Source organism: Pseudomonas sp. SDO5522_S412 (assembly GCF_054071215.1).
On sequence record NZ_JBSVWQ010000119.1, the window covers coordinates 1 to 17,453 of the forward strand.

General features: G+C 62.9%; 16 protein-coding genes. 7 read left to right on the top strand and 9 right to left on the bottom strand.

Features of this window, described 5'->3' with window-relative positions; translation table 11 throughout:
• Window positions 1-59: 59 nt before the first annotated feature.
• Window positions 60-581 carry a DUF3617 domain-containing protein gene (locus tag ACW9I6_RS21220; RefSeq protein ID WP_003213494.1) on the bottom strand — a complete coding sequence of 174 codons (522 nt, stop codon included), beginning with the start codon at window positions 579-581 and terminating at the stop codon, window positions 60-62.
• 130 nt (window positions 582-711) lie between these two features.
• Here ACW9I6_RS21220 and cls point away from each other — a divergent pair, with 130 nt between their 5' ends.
• Window positions 712-2,151: a cardiolipin synthase gene (gene cls / locus ACW9I6_RS21225; protein ID WP_134327562.1), complete on the top strand. Its 1,440-nt coding sequence runs from the start codon at window positions 712-714 to the stop codon at window positions 2,149-2,151.
• A 145-nt stretch (window positions 2,152-2,296) separates the two neighbouring features.
• Here cls and cfaB read toward each other — a convergent pair whose 3' ends face one another.
• The 8 genes from cfaB to hflK (ACW9I6_RS21265) all read right to left on the bottom strand — a co-directional run bounded on the left by cfaB (window position 2,297) and on the right by hflK (ACW9I6_RS21265) (window position 11,479).
• Entirely contained in the window at window positions 2,297-3,481 is a 1,185-nt protein-coding gene (gene cfaB / locus ACW9I6_RS21230; protein WP_008439517.1) for a C17 cyclopropane fatty acid synthase CfaB, read from the bottom strand.
• Window positions 3,482-3,568: 87 nt separating this feature from the next.
• Window positions 3,569-4,354: an HvfC/BufC family peptide modification chaperone gene (locus tag ACW9I6_RS21235; protein ID WP_457339786.1), complete on the bottom strand. Its 786-nt coding sequence runs from the start codon at window positions 4,352-4,354 to the stop codon at window positions 3,569-3,571.
• Window positions 4,345-5,190 carry an MNIO family bufferin maturase gene (gene bufB, locus ACW9I6_RS21240; RefSeq protein WP_003213501.1) on the bottom strand — a complete coding sequence of 282 codons (846 nt, stop codon included), beginning with the start codon at window positions 5,188-5,190 and terminating at the stop codon, window positions 4,345-4,347. The genes ACW9I6_RS21235 and bufB overlap by 10 nt, the downstream gene beginning before the upstream one ends.
• A gap of 67 nt (window positions 5,191-5,257) precedes the next feature.
• The gene (gene bufA2, locus ACW9I6_RS21245; RefSeq protein ID WP_003213503.1) at window positions 5,258-5,509 is read right to left on the bottom strand and encodes a BufA2 family periplasmic bufferin-type metallophore; all 252 of its coding nucleotides are present in this window, start codon (window positions 5,507-5,509) and stop codon (window positions 5,258-5,260) included.
• 107 nt (window positions 5,510-5,616) lie between these two features.
• Window positions 5,617-7,512: a cation-translocating P-type ATPase gene (locus tag ACW9I6_RS21250; RefSeq protein ID WP_177054046.1), complete on the bottom strand. Its 1,896-nt coding sequence runs from the start codon at window positions 7,510-7,512 to the stop codon at window positions 5,617-5,619.
• Window positions 7,509-8,543: a protease modulator HflK gene (hflK, locus tag ACW9I6_RS21255; protein WP_003213508.1), complete on the bottom strand. Its 1,035-nt coding sequence runs from the start codon at window positions 8,541-8,543 to the stop codon at window positions 7,509-7,511. Before hflK (ACW9I6_RS21255) ends, ACW9I6_RS21250 begins: the two co-directional genes overlap by 4 nt.
• Window positions 8,540-9,538 carry a protease modulator HflC gene (gene hflC, locus ACW9I6_RS21260; RefSeq protein WP_457339789.1) on the bottom strand — a complete coding sequence of 333 codons (999 nt, stop codon included), beginning with the start codon at window positions 9,536-9,538 and terminating at the stop codon, window positions 8,540-8,542. The genes hflK (ACW9I6_RS21255) and hflC overlap by 4 nt, the downstream gene beginning before the upstream one ends.
• Before the next feature lie 9 nt (window positions 9,539-9,547).
• Window positions 9,548-11,479 carry a protease modulator HflK gene (gene hflK, locus ACW9I6_RS21265; RefSeq protein WP_134327564.1) on the bottom strand — a complete coding sequence of 644 codons (1,932 nt, stop codon included), beginning with the start codon at window positions 11,477-11,479 and terminating at the stop codon, window positions 9,548-9,550.
• A 184-nt stretch (window positions 11,480-11,663) separates the two neighbouring features.
• On the opposite strand from hflK (ACW9I6_RS21265), the gene ACW9I6_RS21270 reads away from it, so the two are divergent.
• The 6 genes from ACW9I6_RS21270 to ACW9I6_RS21295 are packed head-to-tail and all read left to right on the top strand — an operon-like array spanning window position 11,664 to window position 17,351.
• On the top strand, window positions 11,664-12,287 hold the full coding sequence (locus tag ACW9I6_RS21270; protein ID WP_003213515.1) for a CDP-alcohol phosphatidyltransferase family protein: 624 nt from the start codon (window positions 11,664-11,666) through the stop codon (window positions 12,285-12,287).
• Between the two features lie 10 nt (window positions 12,288-12,297).
• Entirely contained in the window at window positions 12,298-14,052 is a 1,755-nt protein-coding gene (locus ACW9I6_RS21275) for a bifunctional alpha/beta hydrolase/class I SAM-dependent methyltransferase (protein ID WP_457339787.1), read from the top strand.
• A 3-nt stretch (window positions 14,053-14,055) separates the two neighbouring features.
• Entirely contained in the window at window positions 14,056-15,354 is a 1,299-nt protein-coding gene (locus tag ACW9I6_RS21280) for a phosphatase PAP2/dual specificity phosphatase family protein (RefSeq protein WP_457339788.1), read from the top strand.
• Window positions 15,344-15,787: a hypothetical protein gene (locus ACW9I6_RS21285; RefSeq protein WP_003213520.1), complete on the top strand. Its 444-nt coding sequence runs from the start codon at window positions 15,344-15,346 to the stop codon at window positions 15,785-15,787. The genes ACW9I6_RS21280 and ACW9I6_RS21285 overlap by 11 nt, the downstream gene beginning before the upstream one ends.
• A 9-nt stretch (window positions 15,788-15,796) precedes the next feature.
• Window positions 15,797-16,417 carry a lysophospholipid acyltransferase family protein gene (locus ACW9I6_RS21290; RefSeq protein ID WP_003213522.1) on the top strand — a complete coding sequence of 207 codons (621 nt, stop codon included), beginning with the start codon at window positions 15,797-15,799 and terminating at the stop codon, window positions 16,415-16,417.
• Window position 16,418: 1 nt separating this feature from the next.
• Window positions 16,419-17,351 carry a phosphatidate cytidylyltransferase gene (locus ACW9I6_RS21295; protein ID WP_063033761.1) on the top strand — a complete coding sequence of 311 codons (933 nt, stop codon included), beginning with the start codon at window positions 16,419-16,421 and terminating at the stop codon, window positions 17,349-17,351.
• Window positions 17,352-17,453 lie beyond the last annotated feature (102 nt).

A 17,453-nucleotide genomic window follows, 5' to 3' on the forward strand; every position in this document is an offset into this window, starting at 1 on the left:
TGATTCACCGCATTCGCGAGCAAGCCCGCTCCCACATTTTGATCGGGGTATGTCTTAGGTTAAGCGCGGGGTTTGACCGTGCCGCAGTTGCTGCCCAACCACTGCGCATGGGTGTCCAGGCTGCCCTTCTGCTGTACGCCGGTGGCGTTGAAGGTACCGTTAACCGTAGTGGTGAATTCCTGCTGGCTCTGGAACGTCGCCACGCCAGTGCCCTGGGCTTTCGGGCAGCTGAAACGGAATTTCCATTGGTTGCCGGTCTTGTCCGTCACTTCCTGCTTGCAACCCGATTGCGGGTCGGTCAGCGGGATGGAATCGGACGCCACCTGGGCCGGGGTCAGGCACACCTGTACGCCTTTGCCGGCCATGGTGATGCCTTGCTTCTCAAGCATCGCGCGTTGTTCCGGGGTCATCTGTTGCTTGAGCTGACCGAGGATCAGCGACAAGTCCGGCAGGTCCTGGTTATCGACCTTCATGTTGCTGGTGGTCAACTCCCACAAGCCCGGCGCCAACATCTGCGCTTGCGCCGCCACAGGCAGCGTCAAACCAACAACCATGGCCAAACCAAGCAGACGAGCATTCATCGGGTAACTCCTGGGCAATTGTCGGCGTTAGACGCCGCAAAAGCGCCAGTGTTGCACAGCAAATAAAATAGCGACATTCGTGGCCGAACATGGTCTGTTAGGCACTTGTTCGTCAGGAGTACCGTTGTCCATGGATTTCTTTGGCCCGCACCTGCTCGCCTATTTCATTGCCACCCTGCATTTTCTGGGCACCCTCGCCGCCATCCATGCGGTGCTGACCGTCAGGACCGCCCAAGGCTCGATTGCCTGGGCATTGTCGCTGATGTTCATCCCCTACCTGACGCTGATTCCCTACCTGATCTTTGGCCGGAGCACTTTCGACGCCTACATTCAGGCGCGGCGCCAGGCCAACCAGGAAATGCACAAGGCGATCACCGAGCTGAACTGGCGCCCATGGGTTGAAGAGGCATTGGCCGCGCGCAACTCCCAGGCCTACGCTTCGCTGCGGGCCATGCCCAAGCTGGGGCGCATGCCGTGCCTGGCGAATAATCAGGTGCGTTTGCTGATCAATGGCGAGGCTACGTTCAGCGCGATTTTCGAGGCGATTCGCTCGGCAAAGACCGCTGTGCTGTTCCAGTTCTTCATCATTCATGACGACGAACTTGGCCGCCAACTGCACACCTTGCTCAAGGAAAAAGCCGCCGAAGGCGTAGCCATTTTTGTGCTGTACGACCGTATCGGCAGCCATGCCCTGCCCCATCGTTATGTGCAGTCGCTACGAGACGCCGGGGTGCAGGTCAAGGCCTTCGCCACGCGCAGCGGCTGGCTCAACCGCTTCCAGGTCAACTTCCGCAACCACCGCAAGATCGTGGTGGTGGATGGCATTACCGGGTTCGTCGGTGGGCATAACGTCGGCGATGAGTACCTGGGCAAGAAACCGCCGCTGGCGCCATGGCGTGACACCCATGTGCAAGTCAGCGGCCCAGTGGTGGCGTGCTTGCAGGAGTCGTTTGCCGAGGACTGGTTCTGGGCCGCGCGGGAGTTGCCGCCGCTGCTGCTGCCGGATACCTACCCGGACGACGGCGTGCTCTGCCAGTTGCTGGCCAGCGGCCCGGCGGACCCTTATGAAACCTGCTCGCTGTTTTTCGTCGAGGCCATTCATGCGGCCACCGAGCGGGTATGGATCACCAGCCCGTATTTCATTCCCGATGAGGCGGTGTTTGCGGCTTTGAGGTTGGCGGTATTGCGCGGTGTCGACGTGCGCCTGCTGCTGCCGTCACGGCCGGATCACCGCATCGTCTACGCCGCTTCCAGCCTGTATGCGATCGAAGCCGTGCGCGCCGGGGTGCGGGTATTCCGCTATACGCCAGGATTCCTGCATCAGAAAGTGGTGTTGGTCGACCGTGAAATCAGCGCCATCGGCAGTGCGAACCTGGATAACCGCTCGTTCCGGCTGAATTTCGAAGTGATGTTGCTGACGGTAGATGACACCTTCGCCAGCCAGGTGGAGCACATGCTGCTGGAAGACTTCGCCCTGGCCCATGAAATCAGCCAGGAAGAAAACCGCCAGACCCACCGCCTGCAACAATTGGGCATGCGGATCGCGCGGCTGATTTCTCCAATCTTGTAAGGCTTGCACCGAACCCAATGTGGGAGCGGGCTTGCTCGCGAAAGCGGAGTGTCAGTCACTGAATGTGTTTCTGATACAACGCCTTCGCGAGCAAGCCCGCTCCCACACAAGCCCGCTCCCACATTCAGATCACCGGTAACATTGCTTACTGGTACAGGTCATCCCGCGTCCACGGCAGCTCATGGCTACCATCGGCATGGGGTTTCACCGCCAGAATCTGATGCAGGTTGATCCAGCCCCGGGCAAACGCATACGCACAGCCGGCCAGGTACAGGCGCCAAATGCGCAAGGCTTGCTCCGGCACCATCTTGCCCGCCGCTTCCAGGTTGTCTTCGAGGCGCTCGCTCCAGTGATCCAGCGTGCGCGCGTAATGCAGGCGCAGGCTTTCGACGTCGACGACTTCCAGGCCCACGTCGCTGATCTCGGCGGTCATCATCGACAGATGCGGCAACTCGCCGTTGGGGAACACATAACGCTCGATAAAATCCCCGGCGCCACGGCCCACGGGCCGGCCATCAATATGCTTGGCGGTAATCCCGTGGTTCATCACCAGGCCGCCCTCACGCACCGCGCCGTAGAGAATCTTGCAGTACTCCGCCAGGTTGGCGTGGCCAACGTGTTCAAACATCCCCACGCTCACCACCTTGTCGAACCGGCCATCCTGAGGCAAGTCGCGGTAGTCGAGCAGCGTCAGCTCTACCTGGTCTTCCAGGCCTTCGGCCTTCACCCGCTCCTGGGCCAGCGCCAGCTGTTCCTTGCTCAGGGTGATACCGAACACCTTGACCCCGAATTCCCGCGCGGCATACCGCGCTAGCCCACCCCAACCGCAGCCCACGTCGAGCAAGTACTCCCCCGGCTGCAGCCGCAATTTGCGGCACAGGTGGCGGAATTTGTCTTGTTGGGCTTGATCAAGGGATTCGCTGCCGGTTTCGAAATACCCGCAGGAATAGGCCATGTCGCGGTCCAGCCACAGCTGGTAGAACTCGTTGGACAGGTCGTAATGGTAGGAAATAGCCGCTGCGTCGGTGGCCTTGTCGTGGATCGAGCGCACCGGACGACTCCCCTCGTCGTCATCAACCAGGGCATGACTCAACTCGTCAACGACCCTGATCACTTCGGAAATGGAGCCTTCCAGCTCCAGTTTGCCCTCGACGAAAGCTTCGCCCAGTGAGTCGAGCGTCGGATGGCTGAGCTTTGAAACCATCATGGGGTCCTTGACCACAATGGTGACGCTGGGATCCGGGCCCAGGTTGAATTCATGGCCGTCCCAGAGTCGAAGACGCAGCGGTAGCTTGAGATTCTGTAAGGCCGGTGGAAGTTGCGCGAGCATGAGTAGTCCCCCCTTGTTTCAGACGTCTGAAATGAGGGTAGACCATCCACGGAAAAATTAGCAGGCTATCGAAACAATAGCGCTTTTCTATGGTGCCCGCCGCTGGAGCAAACCCTCCTGGACCCACTGTTTCAGCCAGGTAACCGCTTGCAATGGCGCGCCCTCCTGGTAAGTGACTGCCAACTCGGCACACAGTTCGGAAAAACTCCAACCGTTGGTGACCATGCCTGTCAGCGCGCTGGCTTGCGCCGGTTCCAGGCTGCGGTATTGGCAGACATTCTGGTAGCGCCATACCAGGCACACCTGCGCCAATGGCAGGGCCTCGCTGCCGGGAAAGTCCCCCTCGCCCTTGCTCGCACGCCAGATGCCCAGGCTGTTGAAATCACACAGCACCTGCTGCACCGAGGGCACCAACTGCACCTGCAGCCCTGGCCAGTCTTCGGGCGGCAGCGTTGCCATGTCTTGCAGGGTCAACGGCTCGCCCTGCGGTGCATCAAAGGCCAGGGTGAATGCCCATTCGAGCCGCGCCAGCTCGGCAGGCGCCAAACCTTGCTCGCCATAATGCTCAACGATAAACCCGGGGAACCGCTCGCCAAACCAGCGCAGGCTGTAATGGGCCGAGGGATAACGGCGGGTATAGGCCGAACCCAATGCTGCAAACTCCTCGTCCCCCAGCCAATACCAGACGGCGCTGAAGTCATCGCGCAGCACTTCCTGCAATCGGGCGTGATAAGCGTTGTGGTAAATCGCCAGGCCCGTCTCGACATCCAGGGTCGGGCCGCCGATCAAGGTGGCGCTGAAGCTGTTGCTGGCAGTGGAAGACTCGGCCAGCAAATGCCGCTCAAAGGCCAATTGCCAATCGATCAGGCGCATAACGCTCTCCTGTCCAGCGCGCTCGCGCCCAGTTCGCGGGCCTTGTTCAACTCGTCGAGCAGCTCCTGGAAAGGCGGGAAATGGTCATCGCGTTCGAGCAAGGTCGAGACTGGCCCGAGGTGCTCCAGGGTCCGCTGGTACAGCGCCCACACCGGATCGCATACCGGATGGTCATGGGTGTCGATCACGTAGTCGCCGTAATCCATATGCCCGGCCAGGTGCAGTTGGCGGATGCTTTCGGGCGGCAGGTTGCGGATAAATTCCCAGGCGTCGAACCCGTGATTGCGCGAGCTGACGTAGACGTTATTCACGTCCAGCAGCAACTGGCAGCCGGTGAGATGGGTCAGGGCGTTGAGAAATTCCCATTCGGTAAACTCATCCGCCTTGGAGCGCACGTAGCTGGAGACGTTTTCCAGCACGAAAGGACGCTGCAACACATCCTGCACCTGCCGTACGCGAGCGGCGACGTGGTACAGGCTTTCTTCGGTGTAGGGCAGCGGCAGCAAGTCATGCAACTGGTGCGCGTTGCCACGGCTCCAGCACAGGTGATCGGAAATCCACGCCGGCCGGATGCGCTCGGAGAGCTGCTTGAGTTGTTTCAGGTAATCGGTATCGAGGGCATGGGGCCCGCCGATAGACAGGGACACGCCATGCATCACCAGGGGATAACGCTCGGCTATCGCATCCAGGTAGTACAAGGCCTTGCCGCCCTGCACCAGATAATTCTCGGAGATCACTTCGAACCAATCCACAGCCGGCGATTGTTCAAGGATCTGCTGGTAGTACTCGCTGCGTAAACCCAGGCCGTAACCCAGACTCGGAAGGGAAGCGGACATAAAAACACTCCTGGGGAAAGTGTCCGCAGCGGAGGGGGTGCCCGCTGCGGTTGCACTCGGTTGTCGGTTATTCGCCGACTTTGCCGCCTTTCTGATCGCACATCGCCTTGCTCATCGACAGGAAGCCCTGGCCTTTGCAAGAACCCATGCCTTTGCAGGCGTGGTCTTTGGTTTTGCAGTCGTTCTGGCCTTTGCAGGCGTTGACGCCATAGCAATGGACCTGGGCGTCTGCTGCCTGTACCTGGGTGGCAACACCGGCAAACATGCCAGCAGCGGCGATAGCGAGGGCGGCACCAGCAGCAGCGGATTTGATGTTCATTGTGTATTCCTCATGATCGGTAGTGGAGCCGGTCTGAACGGATTGTTCAGTCTCGACATAGCACTAGAGTGAGGTACCCCCATGGCGTTACAGCACGACTGAAAAATTTATTCCTCGAGTTTCAATAACGGCTCCTGGAACCGCAACAAGCGCCCCGCATTCCCCAGCACCAGCAGCGTACTGAGGTTGTGCAGCACCGCCGCAATCATCGCGCCCGCCGCGCCCAGCCAGCCAAATGCGGCGAACACCACGATCGCCAGCGTCCAGCCCAGACCGATGATCACGTTGACCTGCAACGTGTGCCGGCACTGGCGACTCAAGCGCACACAGGTGCCCAGGCGCCGCAGGTCGCTGCCGATCAGCACCACGTCCGCCGATGCCAGCGCGATATCCGCCCCGCCCGCGCCCATCGCCACGCCGACCACGCCGGCCTTGAGCGCCAGGGAATCGTTGATCCCGTCGCCCACCACCATCGGCCGGAAACCGCTGCCGATTTCCCCCAGCACGCGATTGAGTTTGTCCTCCGGCAAAGCCTGGGCTTCGACGTCGCTGATGCCCACTTCCAACGCCAAGCTGTCGGCCACGCTCTGGCGGTCGCCGGTCAGCAGCAGTTGGCGCCCCAGGCCCAATTCACGCAGCTCTTTCATCGCCTGGCGCGCTTCAGGTTTCACGCTGTCCGCCAGCAGCAACCAAGCGAGGAACTGCCCGTTCAACGCGAGCCCGGCAATCGGGCCATCGTGATTGGGGACCGCCGTGGCCGTGATGCCCAGTTGCTCAAACAATTCCGGCCGGCCGAGGGCGGCTTCGCCCTGCCCGGTCTGCGCGACGACACCGAGGCCCTGGCGCTCGCGAATATCCGACAACACCAGCATCTGCTCTTGAGTCGCCAGCCCCGCCAATGCCCGGCTGACCGGGTGGCTGCTGGCCGAACCGAGGCTGGCCGCCAGGTTGAGCAGCACTTGCCGATCCGGCTCGCGGGTGTCGATGGACTGCAAACGCAGGGTGCCAAACGTCAGGGTGCCGGTCTTGTCGACCACCAGCGACGTCAGGTCCGCCAGCTCTTCGAGAAACGCAGAGCTGCGAATCAGAATGCCGTGACGCGCCGCCACCGCAATGCCCGCAATCGCCGTGGCCGGAGCCGACAACACCAAAGCACACGGGCACGCCGCCACCAGCACCGCGAGCATCGCCTGGGCGTCATTGGTGACAAACCAGGTGACCGCCGCCAGCAACAGCACCAGCACCATGTAGCTGCCGGCGTAGCGCTCCAGCAATCGGGTGATCGGCGGCTTCGAACGTTCGGCGCTCTGCATCAGGGCGATGACTTTGCCCAGCGTCGACTCATTGCCAGTGCGGGTCACTTCCAGGCGCAGCAAACCGTCGAGGTTGATCGCGCCACCAAACACCTGCACGCCGACACTCGCTTCCAGCGGCACCGATTCACCGGTAATCGGCGCGGTGTCGAGGCTGGCCTGGCCCGACAGCACCACGCCGTCAGCGGGCACGCGGTCACCGGCGCGCACTTCGACGATATCGCCGGTCTTCAGGATGCCGTTGTCCACTTCCAGGATCGTCCCGTCCGCCTGCACCAACCGTGCGTGGCTACGGGTCAGCTTGCCCAGGGCATGAATCGCTTCCTGGGAGCCGATGACGCTGCGCTCTTCCAGCACATGGCCGAAGATCATGATGATCGGCAGCAGCGCGGCGGTCAGCAGGTCACCGGTAGCCCAGGCGCCAAGCATGGCCAGGGCGATCAGTTGGTCGGTGATGCCATGCAAACTTGGATACCGCAGGCTGTACCAGGCCGAGCGCATCACGGGCACGGCCACCAGCAATGAGGCGACGCCCAACAGCAGTTGGCTCACGCCGGTCTGGTCCGGCGCCAGCCAGCGCCATACCAGGCCCAGGCTGAGGAGGCCCAGGGCGAGCATCGCCAGGGTCAGTTGCCGGGCGGCGCTGCGTTGTTCGGCCGATGAGAGCATCGGGGCGGCGTGGGCGGTCATTGTTCGGCTCCCTGAATGATCAGCCGGGAATCGTCTTTAGGGTCAACCGTGGTCACGGAGCCGGCCTGCCCGAGAATCTTCGGCAGGCGTTCGCGGTACAGGCGCAGCAACAGGCCGGGGTCTTGGACCTGGGCCAGGCTGGCGACGGTAGCGGTTTGCGCCTGGGCGTTGGACAGCCGTTCGCTGGCCTGGGCGTGAGCCACTTGCACGGCGCGGTCGGCGTCCTGGTTGGCGGTCTGGGTAAGTTTTTCGGCGTCGGTGCGCGCATTGGCCACCGCCTTGTCGGCTTGCTGGCTGGCGGTCAGCACTGCGTTGAAGGCATTGACCGCCGGGCCCGGCAAGCTCGATTGCACGTCGACCCGGGTGACTTCGATACCCAGGCCAAGGCCGGTGGACGCCAGGTCAGCGAGGCGTTGATTGATGCCGCGCACCAGGTCGCCACGCAGCCGTTCGCGGCGTTCGGCGGCCTGGTTGTCGGCGCCGATCAACTCGGGGCGCGCCACCAGAATCGTGTCCAGATCCCGCGCCGCAGTCAGCACCACAGCGCTGCGAGTGACCAGTCGATCCAGCGCCGGCAGCACGTGATCGCCCTGCAACACAAACGCATAGGGTTCGGTGACCTTGTAGAAGACCCGCACATCCAGCTGCACCACGCCGGCATCGCCGGTCAGCAGGTAGCCGGAGCCGGCCAGGGCATCGCTCAGCGGCGTGGCAAAACTCGCCACGCGATCGGCTTGGGTGGCCGCATCGGAACGCAGCAGGTTTTCCACCCGGCGCTCGATCACCCGGTCCGCGGCGGGCAACAGCACCACTTGCTCGAACGGACGCGGCCAGGCCAGCAGCAGCCCGGCATTCTGGATCCGGTCCAGCGCACCGAAGTGCAACACCACGGCGCGGTTCTGCGGGTCGATCTGGCGCACGTTGGAAAACGCCCACGCCAGCGCGGCCAATACCGTCACCGCATACAGCGCCAGGAACGTCAGCCGTCCAGCCTGGATCCACGGGCTGTCGAGGCTTTCCCGCTCACTCATGGCTGGACATCCTTCGGCCCATCCACCAGCGCGCGGAAAGGCGCGGCGTCGGTGCGCAGGATGATCTTGGTGCCCGGCGTGACCACTGTGCCAAGGGTGTCGAGGGAACGCAGCAGGTTGTACAGCTGCGGATTGCCGGCGTAGGCACGGCCATAAATCTGCGCGGCTTCGACCCGGGATTGCGCTTCGATGTCGGCGGCTTTCACCGTGGCGTCGGCCTGGACGATCCGCGCATCACGCTCGGCGGCCGAACGAATCTGCGCCGCTTCACGCTTGCCCACGGCGGTGCGTTCCGTGGCGATGGTCTCGCGCTCGGCGCGCATGCGGTCGACGGTGGCGGCGAGGGTCACCGAGGGCAAGGTCAGCCGTTCGACACCCACCTGCACCACACGCACGCCATAGGTGGTGAGCAATTGTTGATCAATCTGCTGGCGCAACTGCGCTTCAAAATCGGCAATGCGCACCTGGCTGGCATCGGTGTTCACCAGGTTGGCCAGGTCGAAACTGGCGGCGGTGGTTTCCAGCGCCGAGCCGACAAAGGTGCGAATCTGCCGCGCCGCTTCATCCGGCTGGTTCTGCACCGCACGCATAAAGCGCTGCACGTTGTCGGGGTCGCCCTGCACCTGCCAGGCCACGTAGGCCTGCACGATGATCCGCAGGCCATCGCGGGTGCCCACATCCTGCAAACCGCTGGAGGTGGTGCGCAGGCGCAGGTCCACCGGAATCGCCGCCTCGAACGGCGCCGGCCAGCGCCATCCCAGGCCCGGCTCCAGCAATACCCGCGACGGGTTGCCGAAGCGGGTAATCACCGTGGCTTCACCGGAACGCACCTGCACCAGGCTCGCCGCGGCGACCGCGAACAGCACGAGCAATACCGCCCAGCCCATACGCCGCCAGGGGAACGGGCCGGCTTCGTGTTCATCGCCATGATGGTGATGAGGGTGGCCGTGGTGGTGACCATGGCCTGCGTGATCGTGAGAATGAGCGCTCAACAGATGAACTCCTTATTGAACGGCTTTACGCGGCACCGCAGGGTCGGCCGGTAAGGTAAAGGAACGCAGATCGATGGTCGGTGCGCCACTGGCGCCCAGGCGATGATCAAGAATGAGTAACTTGGCGTGGGCCAGGCCCTGGCTCAGTTGGCTCAGGTACTGCTCCAGCACGAACGCCTGGCCGGCTTGTTGATAGGCCTTTTGTTCGGCGCTGAAGCGCAGGTCCGCCGCTTGGGCGCCGGCGCTGACCTCATGGGCCGTGGCCTGGGCCTGGTCGCGGGCGGTACTGGCTTGCAGCAACGCTTGGTTGGTCTGCTCACTGGCAGCGCCGCGCTCCCGGGAAATCAGTGCCTGGGCGCCGATCTGCGCAGCTTGCACCGCGTGGTAGGCATTCGCCGCACCGGAGGGCGGGTGAATGGCTTCCACCACGGTGGCGAGAATTTCCACGCCGCTGTCGAGTTTCTTCAGGTCCGCTTGCACCGCCTGGCCAATTTCATCGGCGAGGCTGTTGCGTTCCTCACCCAGCAATTCATCAAGGGTTCGCGAGGCAAACTCGTGGACGAGGATGCGGCTGGCGGTGCTGCGGATCAGCGTGGGCACATCGGCGCTGTTATAGGTGGCGGCGAGTGCGGCCTGGTCGGTCAAGCCGATGCGGTACACAAAGCGCACGTCCATATTGACGATCTGGAAGCTCTGCTTGTCGCCGCTGCTGCTGGCGATCACCTGGGATTTGTCATTCACATGGCTGGCGTCCCACAGGCGATTGGCGATCAGCGGCGCCGGGCCCTCGGCCGGAGCGACGTCGGTGTTTGCCGCTTCGCCAACGCTGGTGGCCAGCTCATGGACCACGCCGTTCTCCACGTTCAGCACGCGGCCCAGCGGCCACGGCAAACCGGCATGCAGGCCAGGCCCGAAGACCTCCACCGGCTTGCCAAAGCGTTCATAAATCCCACGGCTTTGCAGGGCGACTTCATGCACGCCGGTCAGCAACCAGCCTACGGCCAGCACCACCACCAGCACTGGCAGGAATGCCCGGCGCATGTAGGTGAAGGCCCAGATCTGCCGCAGGTCGATGCCGAAACGGTTGTGCAGTTCGTGCTGCAAGGCGAGCAACGGTTGCGGCGGCCAGCGCAGCATCCCGGCGATAAAACTTTGCGCCATCAGGCGCGGTTCAAGCCGCCCCTGGCGCGGGCTGAACAGCGACAGCAGGCCTCTTAGTAGAAACTCCAGCGCCACCAGGGCCGGCAACAGGCCGATCAACACGGCCAGGCGCAGAGGCCACACGGACTCTTCACCGGCAAACAGCAGACAAATCGCACTGATCACCAGGCAGATAATCGCCACCCGGCTCAGTTGCGCCAGTTGCACCGCTTCCGGCCATTGGGCGGTGCTTTCCTGGGCCATGCGCCGTTCAAACACCAGCAAGCCGAACGCCAGTGCCAAGGCAATGGCGGCGCCCACACTGGCAGCCTGGCCCAGCGCCGCGGCGGGCAAGGTCAAGCTCCAGAATTCCAGAACGCTGAAGAATGCCAGCAACGACCAGCCGCACAGCCAGAACACCGGTGCGCCAATCTGCACCAGCAAGCCGTTACCGACGCGACCGAACTGCCGGTTTAGCCAGCCAGGTTCTTCTTGTGGCAGCGGCGGTTCGATCAGCCGTGCAGCCGGCTCCTCCAGCGCCATGGCTCGCCAATCCGCGACCCACCACGCCGATTGCAAGCCAGCCACCAGCACCAGCAACGCCGAGGCGCAGTTGATCAGCACCACCGGCCAGATCGACAGCGGGGCGAACAGCGCCACAAACAGCGCCAGCATCCAGCCGCCGACCGCCAGCACCGTCAGGCCAATGCCGGCCTGCCTTAACCGGCGGGCATGAAACAACCCCTGCTGAAAACGCGGCAGCCCTTCGATGGCCACGTCATCAGCGTCTAGATCCACTCGCATCCCCAAACGCCCACCCAGAAACAATTAGTTACTCTATAACCCGAAGCGTGAAATTTTTGTTTGGTTTCACACAGATAGTGACGAAAGCCCCAGAAACACGAGCCATCACTGGTTTCAGCGGTGATAAATCGGCACACTCCCCAGAGTTTTTCGCGGGCTTACGGACAAGGAAGCGTCACTCCCCATGATTTCGATCTATCAGCTTAAACCGCGTTTTCAGAACCTGCTGCGCCCGCTGGTGCAGCGCCTCTACGACAACGGCACCACCGCCAACCAGATCACCGTGCTGGCCGGGGTGGTTTCCCTGCTGGTGGGATTGCTGATTGCCGGCTTCGCACAACATGTGTGGCTGTTTGCGCTGATCCCGCTGTGGATGATCCTGCGCATGGCCCTCAATGCCATCGACGGCATGCTCGCCCGGGAATTCGGCCAGCAATCGCGACTCGGCGCCTACCTCAATGAACTGTGCGACGTGATCGCCGACAGCGCACTGATCCTGCCGTTTGCGCTGATCCCCGAGGTCAGCCTGGCGCCGGTGTTGCTGGTGACGCTGCTGGCGGTGTTCAGCGAATACGCCGGCGTGCTCGGGCCGATGGTCGGGGCCTCGCGGCGCTACGACGGCCCGATGGGCAAGAGCGATCGGGCATTTGTGCTCGGGGTGCTGGCCACCGGCGTAGCGCTGGGTTGGCTGGGTGCCGGTTGGGTCGAAGCGGTGATGTGGCTGGTCGCGGCGTTGCTGGCCTACACCCTGGTCAACCGCGTGCGCCAAGGCTTGAAAGAAGAAACGAACACCTCCCCTTCTGCATAAGGATTTTGCGATGCGTGAACAGCAAGAGCACACCTTCAGCACCCATGACGGGGTGGAGCTTTTCTACCGTCATTGGCCCGCCACCGCACCCGCGGGCTTTGCGCCGCGCAAGGCGATCTTGCTGTTCCATCGCGGCCACGAGCATTCCGGTCGTATCGCCCACCTGGTGGACGAGCTGAACCTGCCGGAGTTCGACTTCTTCGCCTGGGACGCCCGTGGCCACGGCCAATCCCCCGGCGCGCGCGGCGACAGCCCGAGCTTCGCCACCAGTGCGCGGGACGTGCAGACTTTCGTTGACCATATCGGCAGCGCCTACAACATCGAGGAAGAACACCTCGCAGTGATCGCCCAAAGCGTCGGCGCGGTGATCGCGGCCACCTGGGTGCACGACTACGCGCCGAAGATTCGCTCGCTGGTACTCGCCTCCCCCGCATTCAAGGTCAAACTCTACGTGCCCTTCGCCCGGCCGGGCCTGGCGTTGATGCGCAAGTTTCGCGGCAACTTTTTCGTCAACAGCTACGTCAAGGCCAAGTTCCTGAGCCATGACCCGGAGCGCGTGGCGTCCTACGACAGTGATCCGCTGATCACCAAAGCCATTTCCGTGAATGTGCTGCTGGGCCTGTACGAAGCGGCCGACAGGGTTGTAGCCGATGCCCAGGCAATTCAGGTACCGACCCAACTGCTGATCTCCGGCTCGGACTTTGTGGTGCACCGCAAACCCCAGCAGCAGTTTTTCGACCGCCTCGGCAGCTTGAAGAAAGAGCTGCACATACTCCCCGGCTTCTTCCACGACACCCTCGGTGAACGTGACCGCGCCGTGGCCTTGAGCAGCGCCCGGCGCTTTATCCTGCAGAATTTCGAACACCCGCTGGACCGCGCCAACTTGCTGGACGCCGACAAGATCGGCCTGACCTGCGCCGAATCCGAATCCCTCGCCGCGCCGTTGCCACGCAACTCCCTGCGCGACCTGTACTGGCGCATGACCCGCGCCAGCATGGGCCTGGGCAGCAAACTGTCGGATGGCGTGAAGCTCGGTTTCGACACCGGCTTCGACTCCGGCAGCACCCTGGACTACGTGTACCGCAACAAACCCACCGGCAAAGGCGGGCTGGGGCGGATGATCGACACCAATTACCTGAACTCCATCGGCTGGCGCGGTATTCGTCAGCGCAAGTTGAACGTGGAAGAGCTGCTGCGCCTGGCGATGGCCAAGCTGCGGGACGAGCAGCGGGAAGTGCGCATCGTCGACATCGCCGCCGGGCATGGTCGGTACATTCTGGAAGCCTTGCAGGGCGTTTCGCCGTTGCCGGAATCGATCCTGCTGCGGGACTACAGCGACATCAACGTGCGCGACGGTGGCGCGCTGATTCGTGAAAAAGGGCTGGGGGATATCGCCCAGTTCGTCAAAGGCGATGCGTTTGACCGGGCGGACCTTGCGGCGCTGGAACCCAAGCCGACGCTGGCGGTGGTGTCCGGGCTATATGAACTGTTCGCGGATAACGCGATGGTCGGTGGCTCGCTCGCCGGCTTGGCCGAAGCCGTGGAGCCCGGTGGTTATCTGGTGTACACCGGCCAACCGTGGCACCCGCAACTGGAACTGATCGCCCGCGCCCTCACCAGCCACCGCCAGGGCCAGGCCTGGGTAATGCGCCGGCGCAGCCAGGCGGAAATGGATCAACTGGTGGAAGCCGCCGGTTTCCGCAAGATCACCCAACGCGCGGATGAGTGGGGGATTTTCAGCGTGTCCCTGGCACAGCGAGTCTGACCCATGCGTGAACCGGGCCTGTTGAAACCGGCGGTGCTGTGGCTGCTGCTGTTGGCGCCGCTGTTTTTCAGCACCTACGGCTTTGCCACGTGGGTCACCAGCCAGCGCAGCGACGTGGGCACGATGGTGTTCGGCTGGGAAACCCATATCCCGTTCTGGGCCTGGACCATCGTGCCCTACTGGTCGATCGACCTGCTCTACGGTTTCTCCCTGCTACTGCCAAGCACCCGCCATGAACTGAAACAACATGCCTTGCGCCTGCTGACGGCCCAAGTGATTGCCGTCACCTGCTTCCTGATCTGGCCCTTGCGTTTCACCTTCGAAAGACCGGAGCTGGACGGCGTGTTTGGCTGGCTGTTTGCGGTACTCGCCGGGTTCGACAAGCCGTTCAACCAGGCGCCGTCATTGCACATCGCGCTGCTGGTGGTGCTGTGGATAATGTATCAGCGGCATAGCCAGGGCCTGTGGCGCTGGCTGGTGCAGGGCTGGTTCGCGTTGATCGGCCTTTCGGTGCTGACCACCTATCAACATCACTTTATTGACTTACCCACAGGCGCCCTCGCCGGCTGGCTGTGCGTGTGGCTGTGGCCGCTGGAACATCCGAGCCCGCTGCTGAATGCCCAGCTGACCAGGGACCGCCAGCGTTGGCGCCTGGGGCTGCGCTATGGCTTCGGGTCGCTGGTGTGTTTGATCCTGGCGCTTTCCCTTGGCGGCGGCTGGTTGTGGCTGCTTTGGCCGGCGGTATCCCTTGGCTTGATGAAGGCGAATTACCTGGTACTGGGCGTTTCGGGATTTCAGAAACGCGCCGACGGACGACTCACTCCGGCGGCGCGCTGGTTGTTGGCGCCTTATCTGGTGGCCGCCTGGATCAATTCCCGCCTGTGGACACGCAGACATCCACAGCCCGATCAGGTTGTGGATAACGTTTGGCTGGGGCGAATTCCCACCAGCGGTGAGCTGGGATCATTCAAGGCGGTGGTCGATCTGTGCGCCGAATTGCCGATTAATCCACAGGGTCGCGCCTACTACAGCCTGCCAGTGCTCGACCTGACGGCGCCCACTGCAGCGCAATGCGTGGAAGCCGCCCAAGCGATAGAGCGGCTACGCTCAACCGGACCCTTGCTGGTGTGCTGCGCCCTCGGTTACTCACGCAGCGCCACCGCCGTGGCTGCATGGCTGCTGCATACCGGGCGCGCAGGCAATGTCGACGAGGCGGTGGCTATTATTCGTACAGCACGCCCACGTGTGGTCCTGCATTCCGCGCACCGTGAAGCCCTAGAGGGTTTAGCCCATGCCCGCTGATATGGAATTACAGGTCGTCGCCAGCCTGCTGCGGCGGGGCCGTTCCCTGGATCAGTTATCCACAGGCCTGACCTTGCTCGGCGTACTGTTCGGCCTCGCTCAACTGCTGATGGCCAGCATCACGCCGGTCTGCCTGATCCTCAGCCTGTGGATGATTGTGCTCGGGCTGCTGGAAAAATATTGGGCGTTGCGGGTGGCCTTCGACGCCGACCTGTTCGCCCTGCTCGCCCGCGACACCGACCGCACGCCCGACTTCGACCAGGCCATGCAAACCCTTGGCCTGCAATCCGCCAAACGCGCAGGCCGCCCCTGGACCGAGCGCCGTCGCGGCGCCCTGAAACTGTTGCGCAAGCAAGCCTACCTGCTGGCGGCGCAAGTGCTGCTGACCGTGGCCGTCATCCTGGCCAGCCCCTGGCTGCCCTTCGCCGGATAAGGAATCCTCATGTTCGAACCCGTGGTCGCCACCCTGATTACCTCCATGGCCCGCACCGTCACCGGCGCCCGCAGCCTGTGGCTTGGCTGCGCGCCGGTGCCGGTGCAACGCATCTACTACGCCAACCACAGCAGCCACGGCGATTTCGTGCTGCTGTGGGCCTCGTTGCCGCAGAACCTGCGTAAATTCACCCGCCCGGTGGCCGGCAGCGACTACTGGAACACCAGCGCCCTGCGCCGCTACATCATCAACCGGGTGTTCAACGGCGTGCTGATCGACCGCGAGCGCAAGGACCCTGTGGATAACCCTCTGGCGCCGATGCTTCAGGCCCTGGAAAACGGCGACTCGCTGATCATCTTTCCCGAGGGCACGCGCAACCTGGAAGACGGCCTGTTGCCGTTCAAAAGCGGGCTGTATCACCTGGCCAAGAGTTATCCACAAGCCGAATTGATCCCGGTGTGGATCGCCAACCTCAACCGGGTCATGCCCAAGGGCCGTGTGCTGCCGCTGCCCTTGCTGTGCACCACCAGCTTCGGCGCACCGCTGCAACTGGAGGACGGCGAAGACAAGGCGCTGTTCCTCGCCCGCACCCGCGACGCCTTGCTCGCCCTTGCCCCGGAGCATTCCTGAGATGGATAGCCAAACCCTGATGTTGTTCGGCGGGATCGGCGCGATCCTCGTGCTCGCCTCGCTGATCGGCCTGATCCTCAAACTGCGCACCCGTGGCACACCCAACGCGGTGATCGACAACCTCAACGCCCGCATCAATGCGTGGTGGGTGATGGTGGTGGTGATCGGCGTGGCGTTCTGGCTCGGCACCGGCGCGGTGATCCTGCTGTTTTACGCCGTGTCGTTCTATGCCCTGCGGGAATTCCTCACACTCACGCCGACCCGGCGAAGCGATTACCCGGCGCTGGTGGCGGCCTTCTACCTGGCGCTGCCGCTGCAATACCTGCTGATCTACTTCGACTGGTACGGGCTGTTCTCGATCTTCATCCCGGTGTACGTGTTCCTGCTGCTGCCGATCCTCGCGTCACTGGGCGGCGACAGCACGCACTTCCTGGAACGGGCGTCGAAAGTGCAATGGGGGCTGATGATCGCGGTGTTCTGTGTGTCCTTCGTGCCGGCGCTGCTGACCCTGGATATCGTCGGCTACGAAGGCCGCAACCTGCTGCTGATTGCCTACCTGGTGATCGTGGTGCAACTGTCGGACGTGTTGCAGTACGTGTGCGGGAAGCTGTTCGGCAAACACAAGATCGCGCCCAACCTGTCGCCATCGAAAACCGTGGAAGGGTTTGTCGGCGGGATCCTGCTGTCATCCCTGATCGGCGCGGCGCTGTGGTGGACCACGCCGTTCAATCCCTGGCAGTCGTTCCTGATTGCGCTGTTGATCAACCTGCTGGGGTTTGCGGGCGGGATTGTGATGTCGGCGATCAAGCGCGACCGGGGCGTGAAGGATTGGGGGCACATGATCGAGGGCCACGGCGGGATGCTGGATCGGCTGGATTCAGTGTGTTTTGCCGCGCCGATCTTCTTTCATCTCGTGCGCTACTGGTGGACCTGACGACCACCTTCCTCCCCAAATCCACACAACCCCAGTGGCGAGGGAGCTTGCTCCCGCTGGAGTGCGCAGCGCTCCCAGGATTTTGGGGCTGCTACGCAACCC

Coding starts and splice junctions, on each gene's coding strand:
- ACW9I6_RS21220 (WP_003213494.1), bottom strand. CDS start 581: ATGAATGCTCGTCTGCTTGGTTTGGCCATGGTTGTTGGTTTGACGCTG.
- cls (WP_134327562.1), top strand. CDS start 712: ATGGATTTCTTTGGCCCGCACCTGCTCGCCTATTTCATTGCCACCCTG.
- cfaB (WP_008439517.1), bottom strand. CDS start 3,481: ATGCTCGCGCAACTTCCACCGGCCTTACAGAATCTCAAGCTACCGCTG.
- ACW9I6_RS21235 (WP_457339786.1), bottom strand. CDS start 4,354: ATGCGCCTGATCGATTGGCAATTGGCCTTTGAGCGGCATTTGCTGGCC.
- bufB (WP_003213501.1), bottom strand. CDS start 5,190: ATGTCCGCTTCCCTTCCGAGTCTGGGTTACGGCCTGGGTTTACGCAGC.
- bufA2 (WP_003213503.1), bottom strand. CDS start 5,509: ATGAACATCAAATCCGCTGCTGCTGGTGCCGCCCTCGCTATCGCCGCT.
- ACW9I6_RS21250 (WP_177054046.1), bottom strand. CDS start 7,512: ATGACCGCCCACGCCGCCCCGATGCTCTCATCGGCCGAACAACGCAGC.
- hflK (WP_003213508.1), bottom strand. CDS start 8,543: ATGAGTGAGCGGGAAAGCCTCGACAGCCCGTGGATCCAGGCTGGACGG.
- hflK (WP_134327564.1), bottom strand. CDS start 11,479: ATGCGAGTGGATCTAGACGCTGATGACGTGGCCATCGAAGGGCTGCCG.
- ACW9I6_RS21270 (WP_003213515.1), top strand. CDS start 11,664: ATGATTTCGATCTATCAGCTTAAACCGCGTTTTCAGAACCTGCTGCGC.
- ACW9I6_RS21275 (WP_457339787.1), top strand. CDS start 12,298: ATGCGTGAACAGCAAGAGCACACCTTCAGCACCCATGACGGGGTGGAG.
- ACW9I6_RS21280 (WP_457339788.1), top strand. CDS start 14,056: ATGCGTGAACCGGGCCTGTTGAAACCGGCGGTGCTGTGGCTGCTGCTG.
- ACW9I6_RS21285 (WP_003213520.1), top strand. CDS start 15,344: ATGCCCGCTGATATGGAATTACAGGTCGTCGCCAGCCTGCTGCGGCGG.
- ACW9I6_RS21290 (WP_003213522.1), top strand. CDS start 15,797: ATGTTCGAACCCGTGGTCGCCACCCTGATTACCTCCATGGCCCGCACC.
- ACW9I6_RS21295 (WP_063033761.1), top strand. CDS start 16,419: ATGGATAGCCAAACCCTGATGTTGTTCGGCGGGATCGGCGCGATCCTC.